At 66.5% G+C, this 16,276-nt stretch carries 16 protein-coding genes and 1 pseudogene; 11 read left to right on the plus strand and 6 right to left on the minus strand.

From position 1 onward, the window contains the following. The first annotated feature begins 68 nt into the window (after nucleotides 1-68). The 3 genes from AC5Y5O_RS20355 to AC5Y5O_RS20365 are packed head-to-tail and all read left to right on the plus strand — an operon-like array spanning nucleotide 69 to nucleotide 2,731. Nucleotides 69-1,256: a thiolase family protein gene (locus AC5Y5O_RS20355; protein ID WP_036473734.1), complete on the plus strand. Its 1,188-nt coding sequence runs from the start codon at nucleotides 69-71 to the stop codon at nucleotides 1,254-1,256. Between the two features lies 1 nt (nucleotide 1,257). Continuing rightward, complete coding sequence (locus tag AC5Y5O_RS20360) at nucleotides 1,258-1,692, plus strand: Zn-ribbon domain-containing OB-fold protein (protein WP_036473731.1); 435 nt, start codon at nucleotides 1,258-1,260, stop codon at nucleotides 1,690-1,692. Nucleotides 1,693-1,702: 10 nt separating this feature from the next. After that, nucleotides 1,703-2,731, plus strand: a complete 1,029-nt coding sequence (locus AC5Y5O_RS20365) for a DUF2889 domain-containing protein (RefSeq protein WP_084163673.1) — start codon at nucleotides 1,703-1,705, stop codon at nucleotides 2,729-2,731. A gap of 5 nt (nucleotides 2,732-2,736) precedes the next feature. Here the strand turns inward: AC5Y5O_RS20365 and AC5Y5O_RS20370 are convergent, their stop codons facing one another. From AC5Y5O_RS20370 to AC5Y5O_RS20385, 4 genes are read right to left on the minus strand one after another with little or no spacing between them, the layout of a single operon-like run. Then, a complete protein-coding gene (locus AC5Y5O_RS20370; protein WP_165796519.1) occupies nucleotides 2,737-2,883 on the minus strand; it encodes a hypothetical protein in 147 nt (48 codons plus the stop codon). Nucleotides 2,884-2,919: 36 nt separating this feature from the next. Then, nucleotides 2,920-3,246 carry a hypothetical protein gene (locus AC5Y5O_RS20375; RefSeq protein ID WP_036473730.1) on the minus strand — a complete coding sequence of 109 codons (327 nt, stop codon included), beginning with the start codon at nucleotides 3,244-3,246 and terminating at the stop codon, nucleotides 2,920-2,922. Nucleotides 3,247-3,271: 25 nt separating this feature from the next. Next, nucleotides 3,272-3,712: a pyridoxamine 5'-phosphate oxidase family protein gene (locus AC5Y5O_RS20380; protein WP_036473728.1), complete on the minus strand. Its 441-nt coding sequence runs from the start codon at nucleotides 3,710-3,712 to the stop codon at nucleotides 3,272-3,274. Further along, nucleotides 3,709-4,320, minus strand: a complete 612-nt coding sequence (locus tag AC5Y5O_RS20385; RefSeq protein ID WP_036473726.1) for a TetR/AcrR family transcriptional regulator — start codon at nucleotides 4,318-4,320, stop codon at nucleotides 3,709-3,711. The genes AC5Y5O_RS20380 and AC5Y5O_RS20385 overlap by 4 nt, the downstream gene beginning before the upstream one ends. Before the next feature lie 147 nt (nucleotides 4,321-4,467). On the opposite strand from AC5Y5O_RS20385, the gene AC5Y5O_RS20390 reads away from it, so the two are divergent. Then, on the plus strand, nucleotides 4,468-5,697 hold the full coding sequence (locus AC5Y5O_RS20390; protein ID WP_036473724.1) for an amidohydrolase family protein: 1,230 nt from the start codon (nucleotides 4,468-4,470) through the stop codon (nucleotides 5,695-5,697). A 133-nt stretch (nucleotides 5,698-5,830) separates the two neighbouring features. After that, complete coding sequence (locus AC5Y5O_RS20395; protein ID WP_036473722.1) at nucleotides 5,831-6,772, plus strand: class I SAM-dependent methyltransferase; 942 nt, start codon at nucleotides 5,831-5,833, stop codon at nucleotides 6,770-6,772. Between the two features lie 66 nt (nucleotides 6,773-6,838). Here AC5Y5O_RS20395 and AC5Y5O_RS20400 read toward each other — a convergent pair whose 3' ends face one another. Continuing rightward, entirely contained in the window at nucleotides 6,839-7,141 is a 303-nt protein-coding gene (locus AC5Y5O_RS20400; protein WP_036473719.1) for a hypothetical protein, read from the minus strand. A 33-nt stretch (nucleotides 7,142-7,174) separates the two neighbouring features. After that, a complete protein-coding gene (locus AC5Y5O_RS20405; protein ID WP_036473717.1) occupies nucleotides 7,175-8,674 on the minus strand; it encodes a class I adenylate-forming enzyme family protein in 1,500 nt (499 codons plus the stop codon). 173 nt (nucleotides 8,675-8,847) lie between these two features. On the opposite strand from AC5Y5O_RS20405, the gene AC5Y5O_RS20410 reads away from it, so the two are divergent. The 6 genes and pseudogenes from AC5Y5O_RS20410 (at nucleotide 8,848) to AC5Y5O_RS20435 (ending at nucleotide 16,270) form a co-directional block, all read left to right on the plus strand. Continuing rightward, entirely contained in the window at nucleotides 8,848-10,002 is a 1,155-nt protein-coding gene (locus tag AC5Y5O_RS20410; RefSeq protein ID WP_036473715.1) for a thiolase family protein, read from the plus strand. A 26-nt stretch (nucleotides 10,003-10,028) separates the two neighbouring features. Continuing rightward, a complete protein-coding gene (locus tag AC5Y5O_RS20415; protein WP_036473713.1) occupies nucleotides 10,029-11,249 on the plus strand; it encodes a cytochrome P450 in 1,221 nt (406 codons plus the stop codon). 25 nt (nucleotides 11,250-11,274) lie between these two features. Further along, nucleotides 11,275-12,765 (plus strand): class I adenylate-forming enzyme family protein, encoded by a 1,491-nt coding sequence (locus AC5Y5O_RS20420; protein ID WP_036473711.1) that lies wholly within the window; start codon nucleotides 11,275-11,277, stop codon nucleotides 12,763-12,765. Beyond that, nucleotides 12,762-13,880: pseudogene (locus AC5Y5O_RS20425) on the plus strand (acyl-CoA dehydrogenase family protein); the annotation flags it as partial. The gene AC5Y5O_RS20420 and the pseudogene AC5Y5O_RS20425, both read left to right, overlap by 4 nt. A gap of 63 nt (nucleotides 13,881-13,943) precedes the next feature. Next, complete coding sequence (locus tag AC5Y5O_RS20430; RefSeq protein WP_036474131.1) at nucleotides 13,944-15,080, plus strand: acyl-CoA dehydrogenase family protein; 1,137 nt, start codon at nucleotides 13,944-13,946, stop codon at nucleotides 15,078-15,080. Continuing rightward, the gene (locus AC5Y5O_RS20435; protein WP_036473709.1) at nucleotides 15,077-16,270 is read left to right on the plus strand and encodes an acetyl-CoA hydrolase/transferase C-terminal domain-containing protein; all 1,194 of its coding nucleotides are present in this window, start codon (nucleotides 15,077-15,079) and stop codon (nucleotides 16,268-16,270) included. The genes AC5Y5O_RS20430 and AC5Y5O_RS20435 overlap by 4 nt, the downstream gene beginning before the upstream one ends. The last annotated feature ends 6 nt before the right edge of the window (nucleotides 16,271-16,276 follow it).

Consider the following 16,276-nt stretch of genomic DNA (forward strand, 5'->3'; position numbering starts at 1 on the left):
TTTAACGGTATAGACTGGCCTCGCTCGTCGGGCAAGCAGCCCGTCAACTCTGACGACTTGGGAGACACATGGCCACCACCACGTCCCGCGCAGCGATCGTGGCCGCTGCCCGCACACCGATCGGAACGGCGCGCAAGGGCACGCTGGCCAACATGCCCGCGATCGAGCTCGCCAAACCCGTCGTGCAGGCCGTCGTCGAACGCTCCGGACTGGACGCGGCGGACTTCGACGACCTGGTGCTGGCCGAGAGCATGCAGGGCGGCGGCGACAGTGCCCGCTACATCGCGGTGGCCCTCGGCATGCTCGACATTCCCGGGCTCGCCGTGAACCGCCAGTGCGCATCGAGTCTTTCGGCCATCGCCGTGGGCGCCGGGCAGATCGCGTCCGGGATGAGCCGCGCCATCCTGGCCGGCGGTATGGAGTCGCTGTCGACCGGCCCAATCATGCAGAAGCGCAAGCTCTTCACCACAGGCAAGTCGCCCGAGGACTATGCGCAGTGGTTCCCCGAGTCGCATCCGCCGACTGCGGAAGCGCCCGCTATGGACATGTCCATCACCGTCGCGCACAACTGCAACCTTCAGTACGGGATCACCCGCGAGGACCAGGACAAGTGGGCGCTGCGCAGCCACCAGCGTGCGATCAAGGCCATCGACGCTGGGGCGTTCACCGACGAGATCATCCCGCTCCAGGTGCCCCAGGCCGGCGGCAGCGTGATTACCTTCGCCGAGGACGAGCATCCACGGCGCGGGAGTTCGATGGAGTCGCTTGCCGGGCTGAAGGTGCTGCATCCTGAGATCGAAGGCTTCACCGTGACGGCAGGAAACTCCTCCGGGATCAACGACGCAGCGGCAGCGGTCGCGCTGGCCAGCCCGGACACCCAGCGGGAGGTGCTGGCAAGCGTGCTTTCCTGGACGCAGGTCGGACTGGACCCGACGCGGACCGGCAGCGGGCCGATCAAAGCTATCCCGAAGGCGCTCGAGTTGGCGGGCCGCAAGCTCGAGGATGTCGCACTATTCGAAATCAACGAGGCGTTCGCCGCTCAGGCGGTGGCGTGTGCGCGCGAACTCGGTCTCGACGAGGAGATCGTCAACGTCTACGGCTCGGGCATCAGCCTGGGCCACCCGATCGCCGCAACCGGCGCCCGCATGGTCACCTCGGCGATCTACGAATTGCGCAGGCGCGGTGGGGGTATCGGCGTGCTCTCGATGTGCGCCGGCGGTGGTATGGGTGCCGCGATGGTCATTGAGGTGGCCTGAGATGACCGCACTGATCACTGAGGGACTGTTCCGGGTCGACGGCGGCCGTGCGGTGCTGTTCGCGTCGCGCAGGCGTTCGTCGGGTGCGGTGAAGTTCCCTGCAGAGCGGCCCGAGCTGTTCGACGGTGACCCTGAAATTCAGCAGGACATCGAGTCGATCGAATTGTCCACCGCCGGAACGTTGTACACCTATACGACGCAGGAGTTCCCGCCACCGCTGCCCTACAAGGGCAATCGGGATTTGAAGGTGTTCCAGCCGTATGTGGTGGGCTTCGTCGAGCTGGCCGAGGGCGTTCTGGTGGAGACGCTGATCGTCGACGCGACCGCCGACGAACTGCGGATCGGTCAGCGCCTGGTCTCGACCACCACGACCCTGGAGACCGCCGACGGTCAGTCGCTGGTGACGTTCGCGTTCCGACCGGCCGAGGAGAGTTAGAGTCCATCCAGTGACGGACCTGGGCTCTCCGCAATTCGGGCTTCATCCCCTGCACGGCGTGCACGACCCCACGACCGGCAATCCGCCGCGCCGGCCGCGATCCGCGCGCCAGACCACGTCGATCGACATGACCCGCGACGAGGGCTCGCTGGACCCGGTGTATCTGAGTGGGCGGGCGCGCGATCTGTGGACAGCCGGCGACGAAACGGTGACCGAACTCGCCTCCGCGACACTCTCGGCCACCATCGAGCTGGTCGCCCGCGTCGTGCGTCACGTCGAGGTGACGCCAGCCGTCGTCGCGATGTCTCGACTGGCGGGCGCACCCGCGATGAGCGGGTTCCGCGCCGCGGCCGACGTGGTGGCTCCCGAGCTGCGGCACGCCCGCGACCTGCGCTACACCCTGCTCGATGACGTTCCCGTCGCCACGCTGATCTCCGGCCACGCGCTGTCGGCGTCCAACCTGCTCGGCGATGTCGCGAAGTCCGGATACTACCTGCCGGTCGCAGACCAGTGTGCCCGCTTCGCGACCGGGGGTCTGCTAATGACTTCGTTCGAGGCGGGCGATCCCGTGATCGTCACCGGCCCAAAGGCTCCCGACCTCGACCACGGCCCAGATCCTGGGGACCCCTGGGCCTGGCACGAAGTGGGGGCGCTGCCGCGCCACGCCATGCGCCGCAGGCGGCGCATCGACGTCTACGAAGAACGCACCGGGCGAGTCGGCATCGATGCGATGTTCCGCGACACCTACGTGCGAAGCGACGGGGTGGAGACGATCATCCATGAGTACACCCTGGACGCCGTCGTGGACGCCCAGACCGGCGTCATCGTCGATTCGCGGGCCACACCGCGAGTGCTGCCGTGGCAGGAATGCCCGGGAGCCGTCGCCAGTGCTGCGCGAATCACCGGAATGACGTTGCAGGAACTTCACTTTCGTGTGCGCCGCGAATTACAGGGCACCAGCACATGCACCCATCTCAACGACCTGCTGCGTAGCATCGCCGACGCCGAGGCGTTGATACACCTCGTGACGGAAGCCTGAGCGCGTCAGCGCGGGCCGGGCGTCGCGTCGCCCAGCTCGTCGGGTTGAGCGGGAGGTGTGGCGGACTTCGGCTTGGTCGCGCCGTCAGTCTCGTCGATGTCCTCGAGGGACGCCTCGTCGGTAATCGGTTGGCTGGTATCGAATCCTGACATGGCTACTGAATAGCCAGAATCCCGGCGTTCAATCCTCTAAGCGTTGGCGAACGAGAACGTCCGTGTGCGGCTAACCGTCAGCGTGGTCACGTGATTCGTTGCGGGTGGCCAGATCACTGTTCCCTGCGAGATCACACCGCGAATGTCCCGATAGGCGGTGAAGGTGTCAGCCACCACACACGCCTGGATTTCAGCGCGTTGTGCGGCGTCACCCTTCACACCATCAACGACGACGGCGATTGTGGCGGAATCGAAGTCGACCACCCGCGCCGGTAGGGCCAGCAACTGGCCGTCGGTGTCGACGACACAGATCGCGCCGGACGGCCCTTGCGCCAAGAACTCGGCTAGTTCGTCCTCGGCCATCTCAATCGGACCGGAGCTGCACGGATTAGGCACGTCGATCGGGGAGATCGGCGGCGCGGATCTGGTTGAGCGTCAGGACGATGAAGCACCGCTTGCCGCTGAGGAGGCGGTCGCGGACGTTCGTCACGACCGCCTCCGGCACGCGTTGATCCGGTGAGCTTTCGCCGATGAGCTCGTCGACCTCGGCTGCGGACGGTTGGTAGACGGACGCATGACCACAAACAGAGACCCAACCCTCGTCGTCGCCGACTAAGCAGGCGACCTCGGGAGCCGAGCGCAGGTGTTGGACCTTGGCGCTCTTGGCGTAGGTGGCGAAGTAGAGACAGCGGGTGGCGGAGCGATAGGCGACCGATCGCATGGCGTAGCCGATCGGACGTCCGGCGCCGTCGCGGCAGAAGAGAAACACGCGGTGGTGGGCACGGATGAGCTCGATGACGTCCGGCGCGTCGAGCGACAGCGGAGTCACGACGCGAGAGGCGCTGCCATCGCGACGATCATCTCCGCGACCACCGCGATCATCTCGTCGCGGTCGACGGCCACGGTCTGCCGGTGCACCGTGTGCCAGGCGCGGTCTAGCAGCCCCATCACCGCGACGCCGACGACGTCTGGCGAGTGTGTGCCGTTTCCGGCAATCGCCTGGCCAAGTTTCCATGACGCCCGAGTCACCATGCGGTTGCGGGAGTTTCGGAAATCGTCGTCGTCGGGCGCCGACTGCGCCGAAGCGAGTACGAATGCGCCGTGGTGATCCATGTAGTCGAAGTAATGACCGACCCAGGCCCGGATGTCGGCTGGGCCGAACGCTGCGTCGGCCTCGGCCCATTCCGCGATGACGGCCAGGGCTTCGCGGTAGGCGTTTTTGCCGAGGACGTTGAAGATCTCGCGCTTGTCTTTGAAGTAGGTGTAGAAGCCGGCCCGAGAGATGCCACACGCCTCAGTGATCGCATTGATCGGCGTGCCCGCGTAGCCGCGTTCCAGAAACAGACGGCGACTGGCGTTCAGGATCGCCGCGCGGGTGCGCTCACCGCGGGTGGGGTCCGATTCCCGTTCGGTGGCCGAAGCCGAGGTCACCGTCATGCGGCGACCTTATATGACAGTGTCGTCAACTGCAATCAATACACCTATTCGACAAATCATGGCACGGAATCATCCGAACTTGACACAAGTGTCAAGTTCGGCGAAGCTCATAGCCAAGCCCATAGTCGAGTAGCGAGAGGCACCACGATGACGCAGTTCACCGACGCACCGATCTTCGATGCCGATCAGCACATGTATGAGACCCCCGACGCGCTGACGAAATATCTGCCGAAGGAGTTCCAGTCCAAGGTGCAGTTCGTCCAGATCGGCAGGCACACCCGCATCGCGATCCTGAACAAGATCACCGACTACATGCCGAACCCGACGTTCGAACGGGTCGCAGCCCCCGGCGCGCACGAGAAGTTCTACTCGGGCCAAAACCCCGAGGGCCTGTCGATGCGAGAGATGTCCGGTCGTGGCATCGACACCCCGCCGGGCGCGCGCAACCCCGAGGACCGGATCGCCGAGCTCGACCGCCAGGGCGTCGACGCGTGCCTGAACTACCCGACGCTGGCCAACCTCGTCGAGCACTCATCGGCTGAGGATCCCGACCTGACCGTGGCGATCATCCATGCGCTGAACCAATGGATGCTGGAGCATTGGGGGTTCAACCACGCCAACCGGGTGTACTCGACGCCGGTGCTCAACCTCGGCCTGGTCGACGCAGCGCGACGCGAGCTCGAGTACATCCTGGACAACGGCGCCAAGGTCGCGCTCATCAAGCCGGCACCAGTCAATGGATATAAGGGCTGGCGGTCCCCCGCGCTGCCCGAGTTCGATCCGTTCTGGCGCGACGTCGAGGACGCAGGCCTACCGATTGTGTTGCACGCCAGCCAACCTCCGCTGCAGGAGTACATCGACAAGTGGGAGCCGCCGTCGACCAGCAGCGCGTTCGAGATGTCGGCGTTCAAGTGGACCGCGCTGGGCCACCGAGAGATCGCCGACATGTTGACCAGCCTGATCTGCCACGGCACGTTGACCCGATTCCCGAAGTTGCGGATCGCCAGCGTCGAGAACGGCAGCGCATGGATCAAGCCGCTGTTCGACGACCTGCAGTCGACATACGGCAAGATGCCGCAGAACTTCCCCGAGCATCCGCACGACGTGTTCCGACGCAACATCTGGGTCAGCCCGTTCTGGGAGGGTTCCGTGGCCGACGTCGTACAGACCGTCGGATGGGACAAGGTGATGTTCGGCTCGGATTGGCCGCATCCCGAGGGCTTGGCGGAGCCAAAGCGCTATTGGCAGTACGCCGAGGGTATGGACGAGCGTCGCACCTATGACTTCATGGGTGACAACGCCCGTCGCTTCATGGGGCTGCCGATCGCCAACCCCGACCCAGACGCCGTCAAGCCCCCGCAAATGGCGAACGCCTGAGTCACCGACAGTCCGCAGCAGCCAACAGCGCAGGAGGCCACACGCAGCGCTAACAGCCATTTAGTAAGCACGCCTAACTTTTCGGGTAGGCTCGGAATAGCTCGTTTCGCCGAGAGCCACGAAAGGGACCGTGATGGCCAGAACCGACAATGACACGTGGGACATCAACGAGAGCGTCGGCGCCACCGCCTTGGGGGTTGCCGGCGGGCGGGCCGCGGAGACCAACAGCGCCGATCCGCTGATCAGCGATCCCTACGCAAAACTGTTCCTCGAAGCTGCCGGCGACGGCATCTGGCGGGTTTATCTGGACGATGAGTTACCGGCCGAATTGGTCGGTGCCGATCCACAATTCGAGGACCGGATGCAGGCGATGCTGGGCTATACGGCGTGCCGGACGAAGTTCTTCGACGACTACTTTCTGGCGGCGGCCGGCGAAGGCATCCGGCAGATCGTGATCCTGGCGGCCGGTCTGGACTCACGCGCCTGGCGACTCGCCTGGCCCGCAGGATGTGTGGTCTACGAGATCGATCAGCCGAAGGTGCTGGAATTCAAGACCGGCACCTTGAAATCGCATGCGGTCGACTCGATCGCTTCTCATGTCAGCGTCGGCATCGACCTCCGTCTGGATTGGCCGAAGGCACTGGTGCAGGCCGGGTTTGACGCGTCGGCCCCGACGGCGTGGTCGGCGGAAGGGCTGTTGCCTTATCTAACAGCCGATGCCCAGGACCTGTTGTTCGATCGAATCCAGTCGCTCAGCGCTCCCGGGAGCCGTGTCGCGGTCGAAGCGTTCACCAACGAGTTCTTCAGCCCAGAGAGTTTCGCGCGTCGCGAGGAGCAAATGGAACGCTACCGACAGGCCGCAATCAAGCTGGGCGGCAAAGACATCACCGAGTCTGGCAACCTGCTCTATGAAGAAGAGCGAACCGAGGTCGTCGACTGGCTGCAAGCGCACGGCTGGACTGTCACCGCTGCGACTAGCGCAGAGGATCTGATGGCCGCAAGCAACCGAGCCGTCCTGGCGGGCCTCGATGCCGCCGTCCCGGAAAGCGTGTTCGTCGAAGGCCGGCTGCGCTGACCCCACCGACCCGCCCGATATGCTAAACGGCCCGGCCTCGAGACGGCGGCCACTCCCCACTCGCTGTCAGTCACTGGCCGGCAGCGGCTTGGCTTCCTTGAGCGCCAACGGCTTTCCCCCGATGCTGAGTGAACCGGCGCCCGCCTTGGTGACCAGCACCTCGGCGTCGCCGTCGTCGACGTAGCGCTTGCCCATCGTGGTGCCGTCGGCGAAGGCCGGGTCGAGCGTGGCGTCGGCGGGCCGCTCGGCGTCCAGTGGCAGCATCGGCCGGCCCCCGCAACGCAGATCGTCGAGGCTCTCAGCGGCTTTGACGACGATCACCTGGGTATCACACACCTGGCTCTGCAGGCGCGTGCCGTTCTTGATCATGTCGGACTCCTTGTCGTTGTCTGGGAGACGGATTCAGTGCTCGGCTGCCGCCGGTTTGAGGCCTTCGAGGATCTCCCGGCGCAGCACCTTGCCGGTCGGCGTGGTCGGCAGCTCATCCCGGAACACGATGCGGTCCGGCGTGCGGGACCCGCGCAGCTTGGTGCGGGCGAACTCGCGCAACTGCTCGGGTGCCGGCGCGGCACCCGCCTCGGGCACGATCACCGCTACGATTGCCTGCCCCCACTCGGCGTCATCCAGCCCGACGACGACGACCTCGCGGACGTCGGGGTGCTCGATGAGCACGTCCTCGACCTCCGACGGGGCGATATTCTCGCCGCCCCGGATGATGGTGTCGTCGGACCGCCCTCCGATGAACAGGTAGCCATCCTCATCCAGCATCGCGACGTCCCTGGTCGGGAACCAGCCCTGCGCATCGAGCACCGAACCGATCTCGGTGTAACGGCCCGACACCTGGGGGCCGCGAACGAACAGCTCACCCGTCTCGCCCGGCGCTAGCACGGTGCCGTCCTCCGCGCGAATCTGCACCTCGATGCCGGGGACCGGTCGACCGACCGAAGTCAGTCGACGGGCGATGGCGTCGTCTCGCGCCTCGTGGGCCAGGCGATGGTCGTCGGGTGTGAGCACCGCAATGGTCGAACTGGTCTCGGTCAGCCCGTAGGCGTTGACGAAGCCGACCTGCGGTAGCAGGTCGAGCGCCCTTCGGACCAGGGGTCGCGCCACCTTCGATCCGCCGTACGCGAAGTTGCGCAGCGTCGGAAGCTCGGCAGACCGCTCCTCGAGGACCGCCACAATGCGGGACAGCATGGTCGGCACCACCGTTGCGGTGGTCACCCGCTCGTCGCGGACCAGTCGAACCCATTCGTGCGGATCGAACCGGCGCAGGTACACGATTGCCCGTCCGGCATACAGGTTTGACAATGCGGCCCCGACCCCCGCGATGTGATATGGCGGGACGCACACCAGCCCAGCATCGGCGGGATCGGCGGAACCGAATTCGACAGTGCCGGTGACATAACTGGTCAGGTTGTTGTGAGTCAGCTCAACGGCTTTGGGCCGCGACGTGGTACCCGAGGTGAACAACACGACCGCCACGTCGTCGGGGTCGGCGAAGACCGAGACGGGCTCGGTGGATCGCGCGGCCTCGATGAACTCGTCGGACGTCATCATCTGCTGGCCGAAACCGGCCACGATCTCGCGGTACTCGGCGTCAACCACGACCAACGGTGAGGGCAGCCGATCGATGAGTTCGCGCAGCCCCTCTGGACTCAGCCGATAATTCAGTGGCGTGAACGCCGTGTTCGCGCGCGCCGAAGAGAATAACAACAGCGGGAGAAGTACTCCGCCGGTGCCGACGTAAGCGACATGGGATGCCCCGGATGCGACGATAACGCCTGCACCGCCGTCGGCGAGCTCGCTGAGGTCGGCGGTGGTCAGCCGAATGTCGCCGTCCACCACGGCAACCCGGTCGGGATCACCCGACGCCGCCATCTCCAGCAACAAAGAAATACTCAACGCCCTCAGCCCTCATCTGCGAGTTGATGCCCTAACGCCGTCAGTGCGCAGCGATCCGATTGTAGACCCGCACCGACTAATCAGATATATAGTTATAGGCTTAGTGGTATCTGAGTCAACGCGCGCTCCCGTCGACGGCTGGTTCGACAGTGACGCCTGCTGGAAGGAACACGATGAGCAGCACGCCCGACATCGCCATCATCGGCGTTGGACTTCACCCGTTCGGGCGGTACGAGGACCGGTCGGCGCTGGAGATGGGCGCCGTGGCGATCAGCAGGGCACTGCGCGATGCCGGGGTGGCGTGGTCCGACGTGGGCAGCCTGTATGCGGGCAGCCTCGAGGTGGCCAATCCCGAGGCGGTGACGGGGTTGGCCGGGATGACCGGCCTGCCGGCGCGGGCCACGTTGAGCGGCTGCGCGACCGGTAACTCGCTGTTGACCCTGGCCGCGCGAGACGTCCAACTCGGCGAAGCCGACATTGCGGTCGGCGTCGGGCTGGACAAGCACCCGCGCGGCGCCTTCGGCGCCGACCCGTCGATATCGGGGTTGCCGCAGTGGTACGGCGATCAGGGCATGTTCCTGACCACGCATTACTTCGGCACCAAGATCATGCGCTACATGCACGATCACGGCATCACCGAGGAGACCCTGGCCCGCGTTGCCGCCAAGAACTTCGACAACGGAGCGCTGGCGCCGCACGCATGGCGCCGCAAGCCGATGAGCGTCGACGCGATCCTGAGCTCTCCGGTCGTGAACGCACCGCTGCGTCAATACATGTACTGCAACCCGAACGAAGGCGCTGCCGCCGTCGTGGTGTGCCGGGCCGATAAAGCCAAGCAGTACACCGATACCCCGATCTACCTGCGCTCGACCGCGCTGCGCAGCCGCCGCGAAGGCGCCTACGAACTGCTGCGTACCTCGATCGAGCTGCCGATCGTGCCCGGCACCACCGCGGAGGCCGCCCGCGCCGCCTACGAGTTGGCCGGGATAGGCCCTGAGGACGTCGACGTCGCGCAATTGCAGGACACCGACTCGGGTTCCGAGATCATCCACATGGCCGAGACGGGGTTGTGCAAGGACGGCGAACAGGAGGCGCTGCTCGCTGACGGCGCCACCAAGATCGGTGGCCGGCTGTCTATCAACACCGACGGTGGCCTGCTGGCGAACGGCGAACCGGTCGGCGCGTCCGGCCTTCGCCAGGTCTACGAGCTCGTCCAGCAGTTGCGCGGTACCGCGGGCGACCGTCAGGTGCCGAACGATCCGCAGGTCGGGCTGGCCCAGTTGTATGGGGCCCCCGGAACCGCAGCCGTCGCCATCTTGTCCAAGTAGCCGCCATCCCGAAGGGAGTACTGCCGATGACCGACACCCAGGCGGAGTCGCGCCCGCGGGCCGAGGTCGACCTCGACCACCACTCACCCGAGTTCCGCGAGGACCCGTATGGCCGGTTCCGTGAGATGCGCGAATCGGGCTGTCCGGTAGCATATTCCGATCACTACGAAGGCTTCTGGGCGTTGGTCGACTACGCATCGGTCTTCGAAGCGGCCCGCGACGACGACCTGTTCAACTCCTATCCGTCGGTGGGGGTGCCGGCCAGTGAGCTGCCATTGCCGATCCTGCCGATCGAGTCGGATCCTCCCGAGACGCAGGAGTTGCGCGAGGTCACCCTCAAGCGATTCTCCCCGGGTTCGGCGGAGCGATTCCGTGAGTCCGCCATCGAGATGACCAATGAGGCGATCGATGCCTTCATCGAGCGCGGTGAGTGCGACCTGGTCGGTGAGCTGACGACGCCGCTGCCGGCGCGGTTGATCCTGCGGCTGTTGAACTTTGACGAGTCGCGGTTCATGGACTGGGTCGGCTGGGTGCACACCACCGTGCACGACCGTGCTCACGACCCGGAGAAGGCCGGAATCGCGGGGATGGAGATGTTCGGCGAGATCGTCAAGCACATGGAGCAGCGGCGCGCCGAAGGGCTCGGCGATGACCTGTTCAGTGACATCCTGCGCGGAACGCTGAACGGCGAACCGCTGGACGACGGTCAGGTCACCATGTACACGGTGCTGATGATGCTCGGTGGCATGGACACCACCAGTGGCTTCACCGGCAATGTGCTGTTGCGGCTGTGCAAGGACGCCGAGCTGCGGGCCAAGTTCACCGCCGATCCGAGCCTGGTGAAGAAGTCCACCGATGAGCTGCTGCGCCTGTACACGCCGACGCTCGGTTTGGCGCGCACTGTCTCGCGCGACGCCGACTTTCACGGCCAACGGCTATGCCAGGGCGACCGGGCGATCCTGATGTGGGCTGCGGCCAACCGAGACCCCGCAATGTTCGAGAACCCTGACGAGCTCGACCTCGATCGCCCAAATGCCAAGAAGCACATGGCTTTCGGTGTGGGCATGCACCGCTGCCTGGGTTCGCACTATGCCAAGCTGATGTTCGACGTGATGATCACCCAGGTACTCAAGCGGCTACCCGACTTCGAGTTGGCCGGTAATCCGAAACTGTTCGAGGACGCGGGCGAGGTGTACGCCGTGCGCGAACTGCCGGTCCGTTTCACGCCCGGACCGCGGGTGGGTTGACGGCCGGCCGGGACGGGAGAACACGGTGACGGCTGGCACCATCGCCGGGCTGCTGGATGAGTGCGCCGCCAGCCGACCGGATCGTCCGCTGCTGCGCGACGTCGAAGGCGAGACACTCACCATCTCGCAGGTAGCCGGGCTCGCGTCGGCCGCCGCGGGATGGTTGGCAGATGCCGGTGTGCGCCCCGGCATGACGGTCGCCTGGCAGCTGCCCTCACACGTCAACGCCGCGGTGGTGATGCTGGCCCTTGCCCGCATGCCCGTTACGCAGGCCCCGGTATTGCACCTATACCGGTGCCGCGAGGTGTGCGCGGCGGTCGACGTCGCGCGCGCGGACATCCTGCTGGTCGACGAGTCGACGGCCGCCAATGCGGCGCCCGGGCTACCGACAATCACGGTCCCTGCCGACCTTGTCCGCCGGCTCCAGACGTCGCCGGCCGCGAGCGCCGCGTATGAAGCGCCCCACGGCGCAGCGGAGCCGCGCTGGGTGTACTTCACGTCGGGTACCACCGGGCGCCCGAAAGCCGTGCGCCACACCGACGGCACGTTGCTCAGCGCGGCCCGCGGTTATGTCGCTCATCTCGGTGTGGGCAGTCATCCGCGGGAAGTCGGCACCATCGCGTTCCCCATCGCCCACATCGGCGGCATGGTCTACCTCGCCACCGCTTTGTTCGGCGACTTTCCGGTGGTGCTCATCCCCAAGGTTTCCGCAGCCGACCTGCCCCGGGTGCTCGCGGAACGCCAGGTGACGGTGACCGGAGCGAGCACCGCCTTCTACCAGATGCTGCTGGCCGCCCAAATGGCTGCGCCCACAACGGAATTGTTGATGCCGTCGCTGCGGATGCTGATCGGCGGGGGTGCCGCGTGTCCGCCCGAGGTGCACAGACAGGTGCGTGAACACCTACGCGTTCCGGTCGTGCATGCCTACGGAATGACCGAGGCGCCGATGATCTGCGTCAGCGAGGCCACCGACACCGACGAACAACTGGCCAACAGCGCGGGTCGGCCCATCCCCGGATCGCAGGTGCGGATCGCAGCGAACGGCGAGATCGAGCTGCGCGGCGACAACCTGACACCGGGATATCTGCAGCACGACCAGTGGGCCGACGCGATCACCGCGGACGGGTGGTTCCGCAGCGGCGACCGGGGCCACCTTCGCCCGGACGGCCGCATCGTGGTCACCGGTCGCACCAAGGATTTGATCATTCGCAAGGGCGAGAACGTCGCCCCCGACGAGATCGAGAACGAACTGCTGGCCCACCCCCTGGTCGACGAAATCGCCGTCCTCGGCCAGCCCGACGAACTGCGCGGTGAGCTGGTGTGCGCGGTCGTGCGTCGTTCGCCACGCCATCGCGACGTCACCCTCGACGAACTCTGCACGTTCCTCGACGAACGCGGGCTGATGAAGCAGAAGTGGCCCGAGCGGCTCGTCCTCGTCGACGAGTTCCCGCTGACGGGGCTCGGCAAGGTCGCCAAGTCCGAGCTGGCCCGGCAGATCGCAGGAGGAACCCGATGACGACGTTGTCCGCTGACGAACGTCAGGAACTCGCGCAGTCGGTGCGTTCCGCCTGTGAGCGACTGGCATCCGAGGAACGAGTGCGCGCGGTTGCATACGGCGAGGTCGACCGGGGCGGCGTAGCCGGACGTTCCGGCTTCGACACGGTGCTGTGGGACGTGCTGTGCAACCAGGTGGGGATAGCCGCCATCGCGCTGCCTGAACACCTGGGCGGCGCCGGTTACGGCGCGTCCGCGCTGGGCGTGGTCGCCCACGAACTCGGTCGCGCGCTGGCCCCGGTGCCATTCGTCAGCTCCACGGTGCTGGCCACCGGCCTGCTGCTCGACTTGACCGAGCGCGACCCGGATGCCGATAAGCGACTCACCGGGCTCATCGAAGGTCGCCGCACCGCTGCCGCCGCCCTTACCGGCGACGGCGGGTTGTGGCGACCGTCCGCGGTGACGCTGAGCGCTACGCGCGCCGGGGATGATTGGAACCTCGACGGCACGGTGCGCCACGTGCTGGGCGGTTCCGTTGCAGACGACCTCGTCGTGGTCGCCATCGACGAAGATGGCGAGCCGGCGGTGTTCCTGCTCGACCCGACTATCGACAGCGTCGTCGCGAAGGCCGAACGCGTGCTTGACCACACCAGGCCGATGGCCACCATCACGCTCAGCTCGGCGCCGGCACTGCGGCTATCCGGCGACGCACCCCTGGGCGACGTCGTCGAGCGCAACGTCGACATCGCGCTGGCGGTGCTGTCGGCCGAACAGATCGGCGCCTGCGAGCGGGTGCTCGAGATCGCCACCGACTATGCCCGCACGCGTGAGCAGTTCGGACGGCAGATCGGCAGCTTTCAGGCCATCAAGCACAAGTGCGCCGACATGCTCGTCGATCTCGAGTGGGCGCGCTCGGCATCACAGGCGGCCCTGGAGGCTCTCGACGATCCGGACTCCGCTGCCGCCGCCGAAGCGGGCTGGCGGGCGAGCATGGCCAAGGCGGTCTGCTCAGAGGCGCTGCGCAACGCGACCAAGGCAAACGTCCAGATTCACGGCGGCATCGGCTTTACCTGGGAGGATTCCGCACACCTGTACTTCCGGCGCGCCCGCACGGACGAGGTGATACTCGGCACCCCGGCCCAGCACTGGGACAGGTTATCGACGCTGGAGCCGTCGACTCAGCTGCCGGCTTCGCCACAAGTGACGAAAGAACCCAACGACGTCGACGCCTTACGCGCGGAGATCCGCTCGTTTCTGCACAGCGCACCGAGGCCGGCCGGTTTGCGGAACTACGGGCCCACGCCCACCGCGGATGATGTCGGGCCCGGCCGAATCTGGCACCGCTACCTGGCCGACCACGGCTACGCGTGCCTGCACTGGCCGCGCGAGTTCGGCGGTGCCGCAGCGACGGTGGCGTACCAGGCGGTGTTCGCCGAGGAGTGCGCACGCGCCGACGTGCCCCGCCAGCTCAACATCACCGGCGCCGACCTGGTCGGTCCGGTGCTGATCAAGTTCGGCAGCCAGGAACAGAAAGACCGCTACCTGGAGCCGATCCGGTTGGGCGACGACGTCTGGTGTCAGTTGTTCTCCGAACCGGGCGCCGGATCAGACCTCGCCGGCGTTCGCACCCGGGCCGAACGCACCACGACCGGTTGGCGGATCGATGGCCAGAAGGTGTGGAGTTCGGCGGCCGCCTCGGCCCGATTCGGGCTGCTGCTCGCCCGCACGGGTCCAGAAAAGCACCGTGACTTGTCGATGTTCGTCGTACCCATGGATACCTCGGGTGTCACGGTCCGCCCGCTGACCCAGATGGACGGCGAGAGCAAGTTCAACGAAGTCTTCTTCGACGGCGCCGAGCTCGACGACGACGCCCTGATCGGTGACGTCGGTCAGGGCTGGACCGTGGCGATGGTGACGCTGGGGCGTGAGCGCCTGACATTGGGTTCGCAAGCGGTCTCCATGTTCCGCCTACACGAACGCATGGTCGACGCCGCCCGCGACCGCGACTTGCTCGACCCCGTGGTGTCCAGGTCGATGACCCGGCTGTGGGCCCGAATGTGGCTGCTGCGCTACACCTGGCAGCGCGCCATCGACTCCGGCGACCTCACGTCGCCGGCCTTCTCGGTGCTGAAGTTGATGACCTCGGAAACCGACCAGGACCTCGGGGACATGGCCACCGAAGTGCTGGGCACCGACGCGTGCACCGACCCCGCGGACGACGGGCTGGTGCATCACATGCTGGTCGGGCGGGCGCAGACGATCCTGGGCGGCACCAGCGAGATTCAGCGCAACATCCTCGGTGAGCGGGTGCTCGGGCTTCCCAAAGAGCCTCGATGACAACAGCTTTAACCACAACTGAGTTCGCCGCAGCGCTGCGCGCCGCGCTGCGCCCCGGAATGACAGTGGCCCTCGGCGACGGGGTGGGCGCGCTGCGCTGCCTCGACGACGGCGGGTCGGTCGGGGCGGCGCTGAGCGCCGCCGCTGGCGAGGTGGGCTCGGTGCGCCTGATACTGGGCTGGCTGCCCGCCCCGATCGACGGCCTCGACGCGGACGCGTTCGCCGAAGTCGTTGCGTTGATGCCCGGTTGGGGCGTGCGCGACCTATTGCGCAGCTCGAAGGGGCGATTCACACCGACGCGGCTGGCCGCGATACCCGCGCTGCTGACCGACGTCCTGCAACCCGATGTGCTGCTGACCCGGCTGGTACGTCGCGATGGTTCGTTGCAGTTCGGCACCGAAGTGTCCTGGCAGCGGGCGCTGGTTGACCGTGGCACCACGACGTTGGCGATGGTCGACTTCGCGGCCCCGGCAGCGGATGCCGGGCCTGCACTCGATCCGTCGAGCGTCGAGGTGCTCGGCACGGTCGCGGCCGGACCGCTGCGAGTACCGCACCGCGACCCCGAGCCGATGCACGACGCGCTCGCCGACGCGGTACTGCAGTTGCTCCCCGAAGATGCCCGGATCCAGTACGGCCCAGGCCAGCTCGGCACCGCGCTGCTGCGCCGGACACAGGTGCCGTTGCACATCGACACCGGGTTACTCACCGACGCCGTCGTCGACCTCGACAACCGCGGCCTGCTGGTGGGTACACCGTCGGCGACGTATCTCCTGGGCAGCGACGCGCTCTACGACTGGGCCGACGGGCGCCGGATCCTGCGCGGGCTCGACTACACCCACGACCTCACCCGGCTGTCCCGCGGGTCACCGCTGGTCGCAGTGAACACCGCCATCGAGATCGACCCGTACGGGCAGATCAACGTCGAGGGCTTGGGCGACAAGGTGTTCGGTGGCATCGGTGGGCATCCCGACTATTGCGCGGCCGCCCGAATGAGCAGCGGCGGACTGTCGATCATTGCCGTTCCTACGAGGAACAACGGGCGCTCACCGCTCGTCGAGCAGCTCAGCCGTCCCGCCTCCACGCCCGCCCACGACGTGGACGTGATCGTCACCGAGTCCGGATACGTCGACCTGCGCGCAGCAGACTGGTCGCAACGCCGGCAACTCATCACCGAATTGTTCTCGAAGTGAAGGGGA

The sequence above is a fragment of the Mycobacterium sp. NGS40 genome (assembly GCF_059812735.1).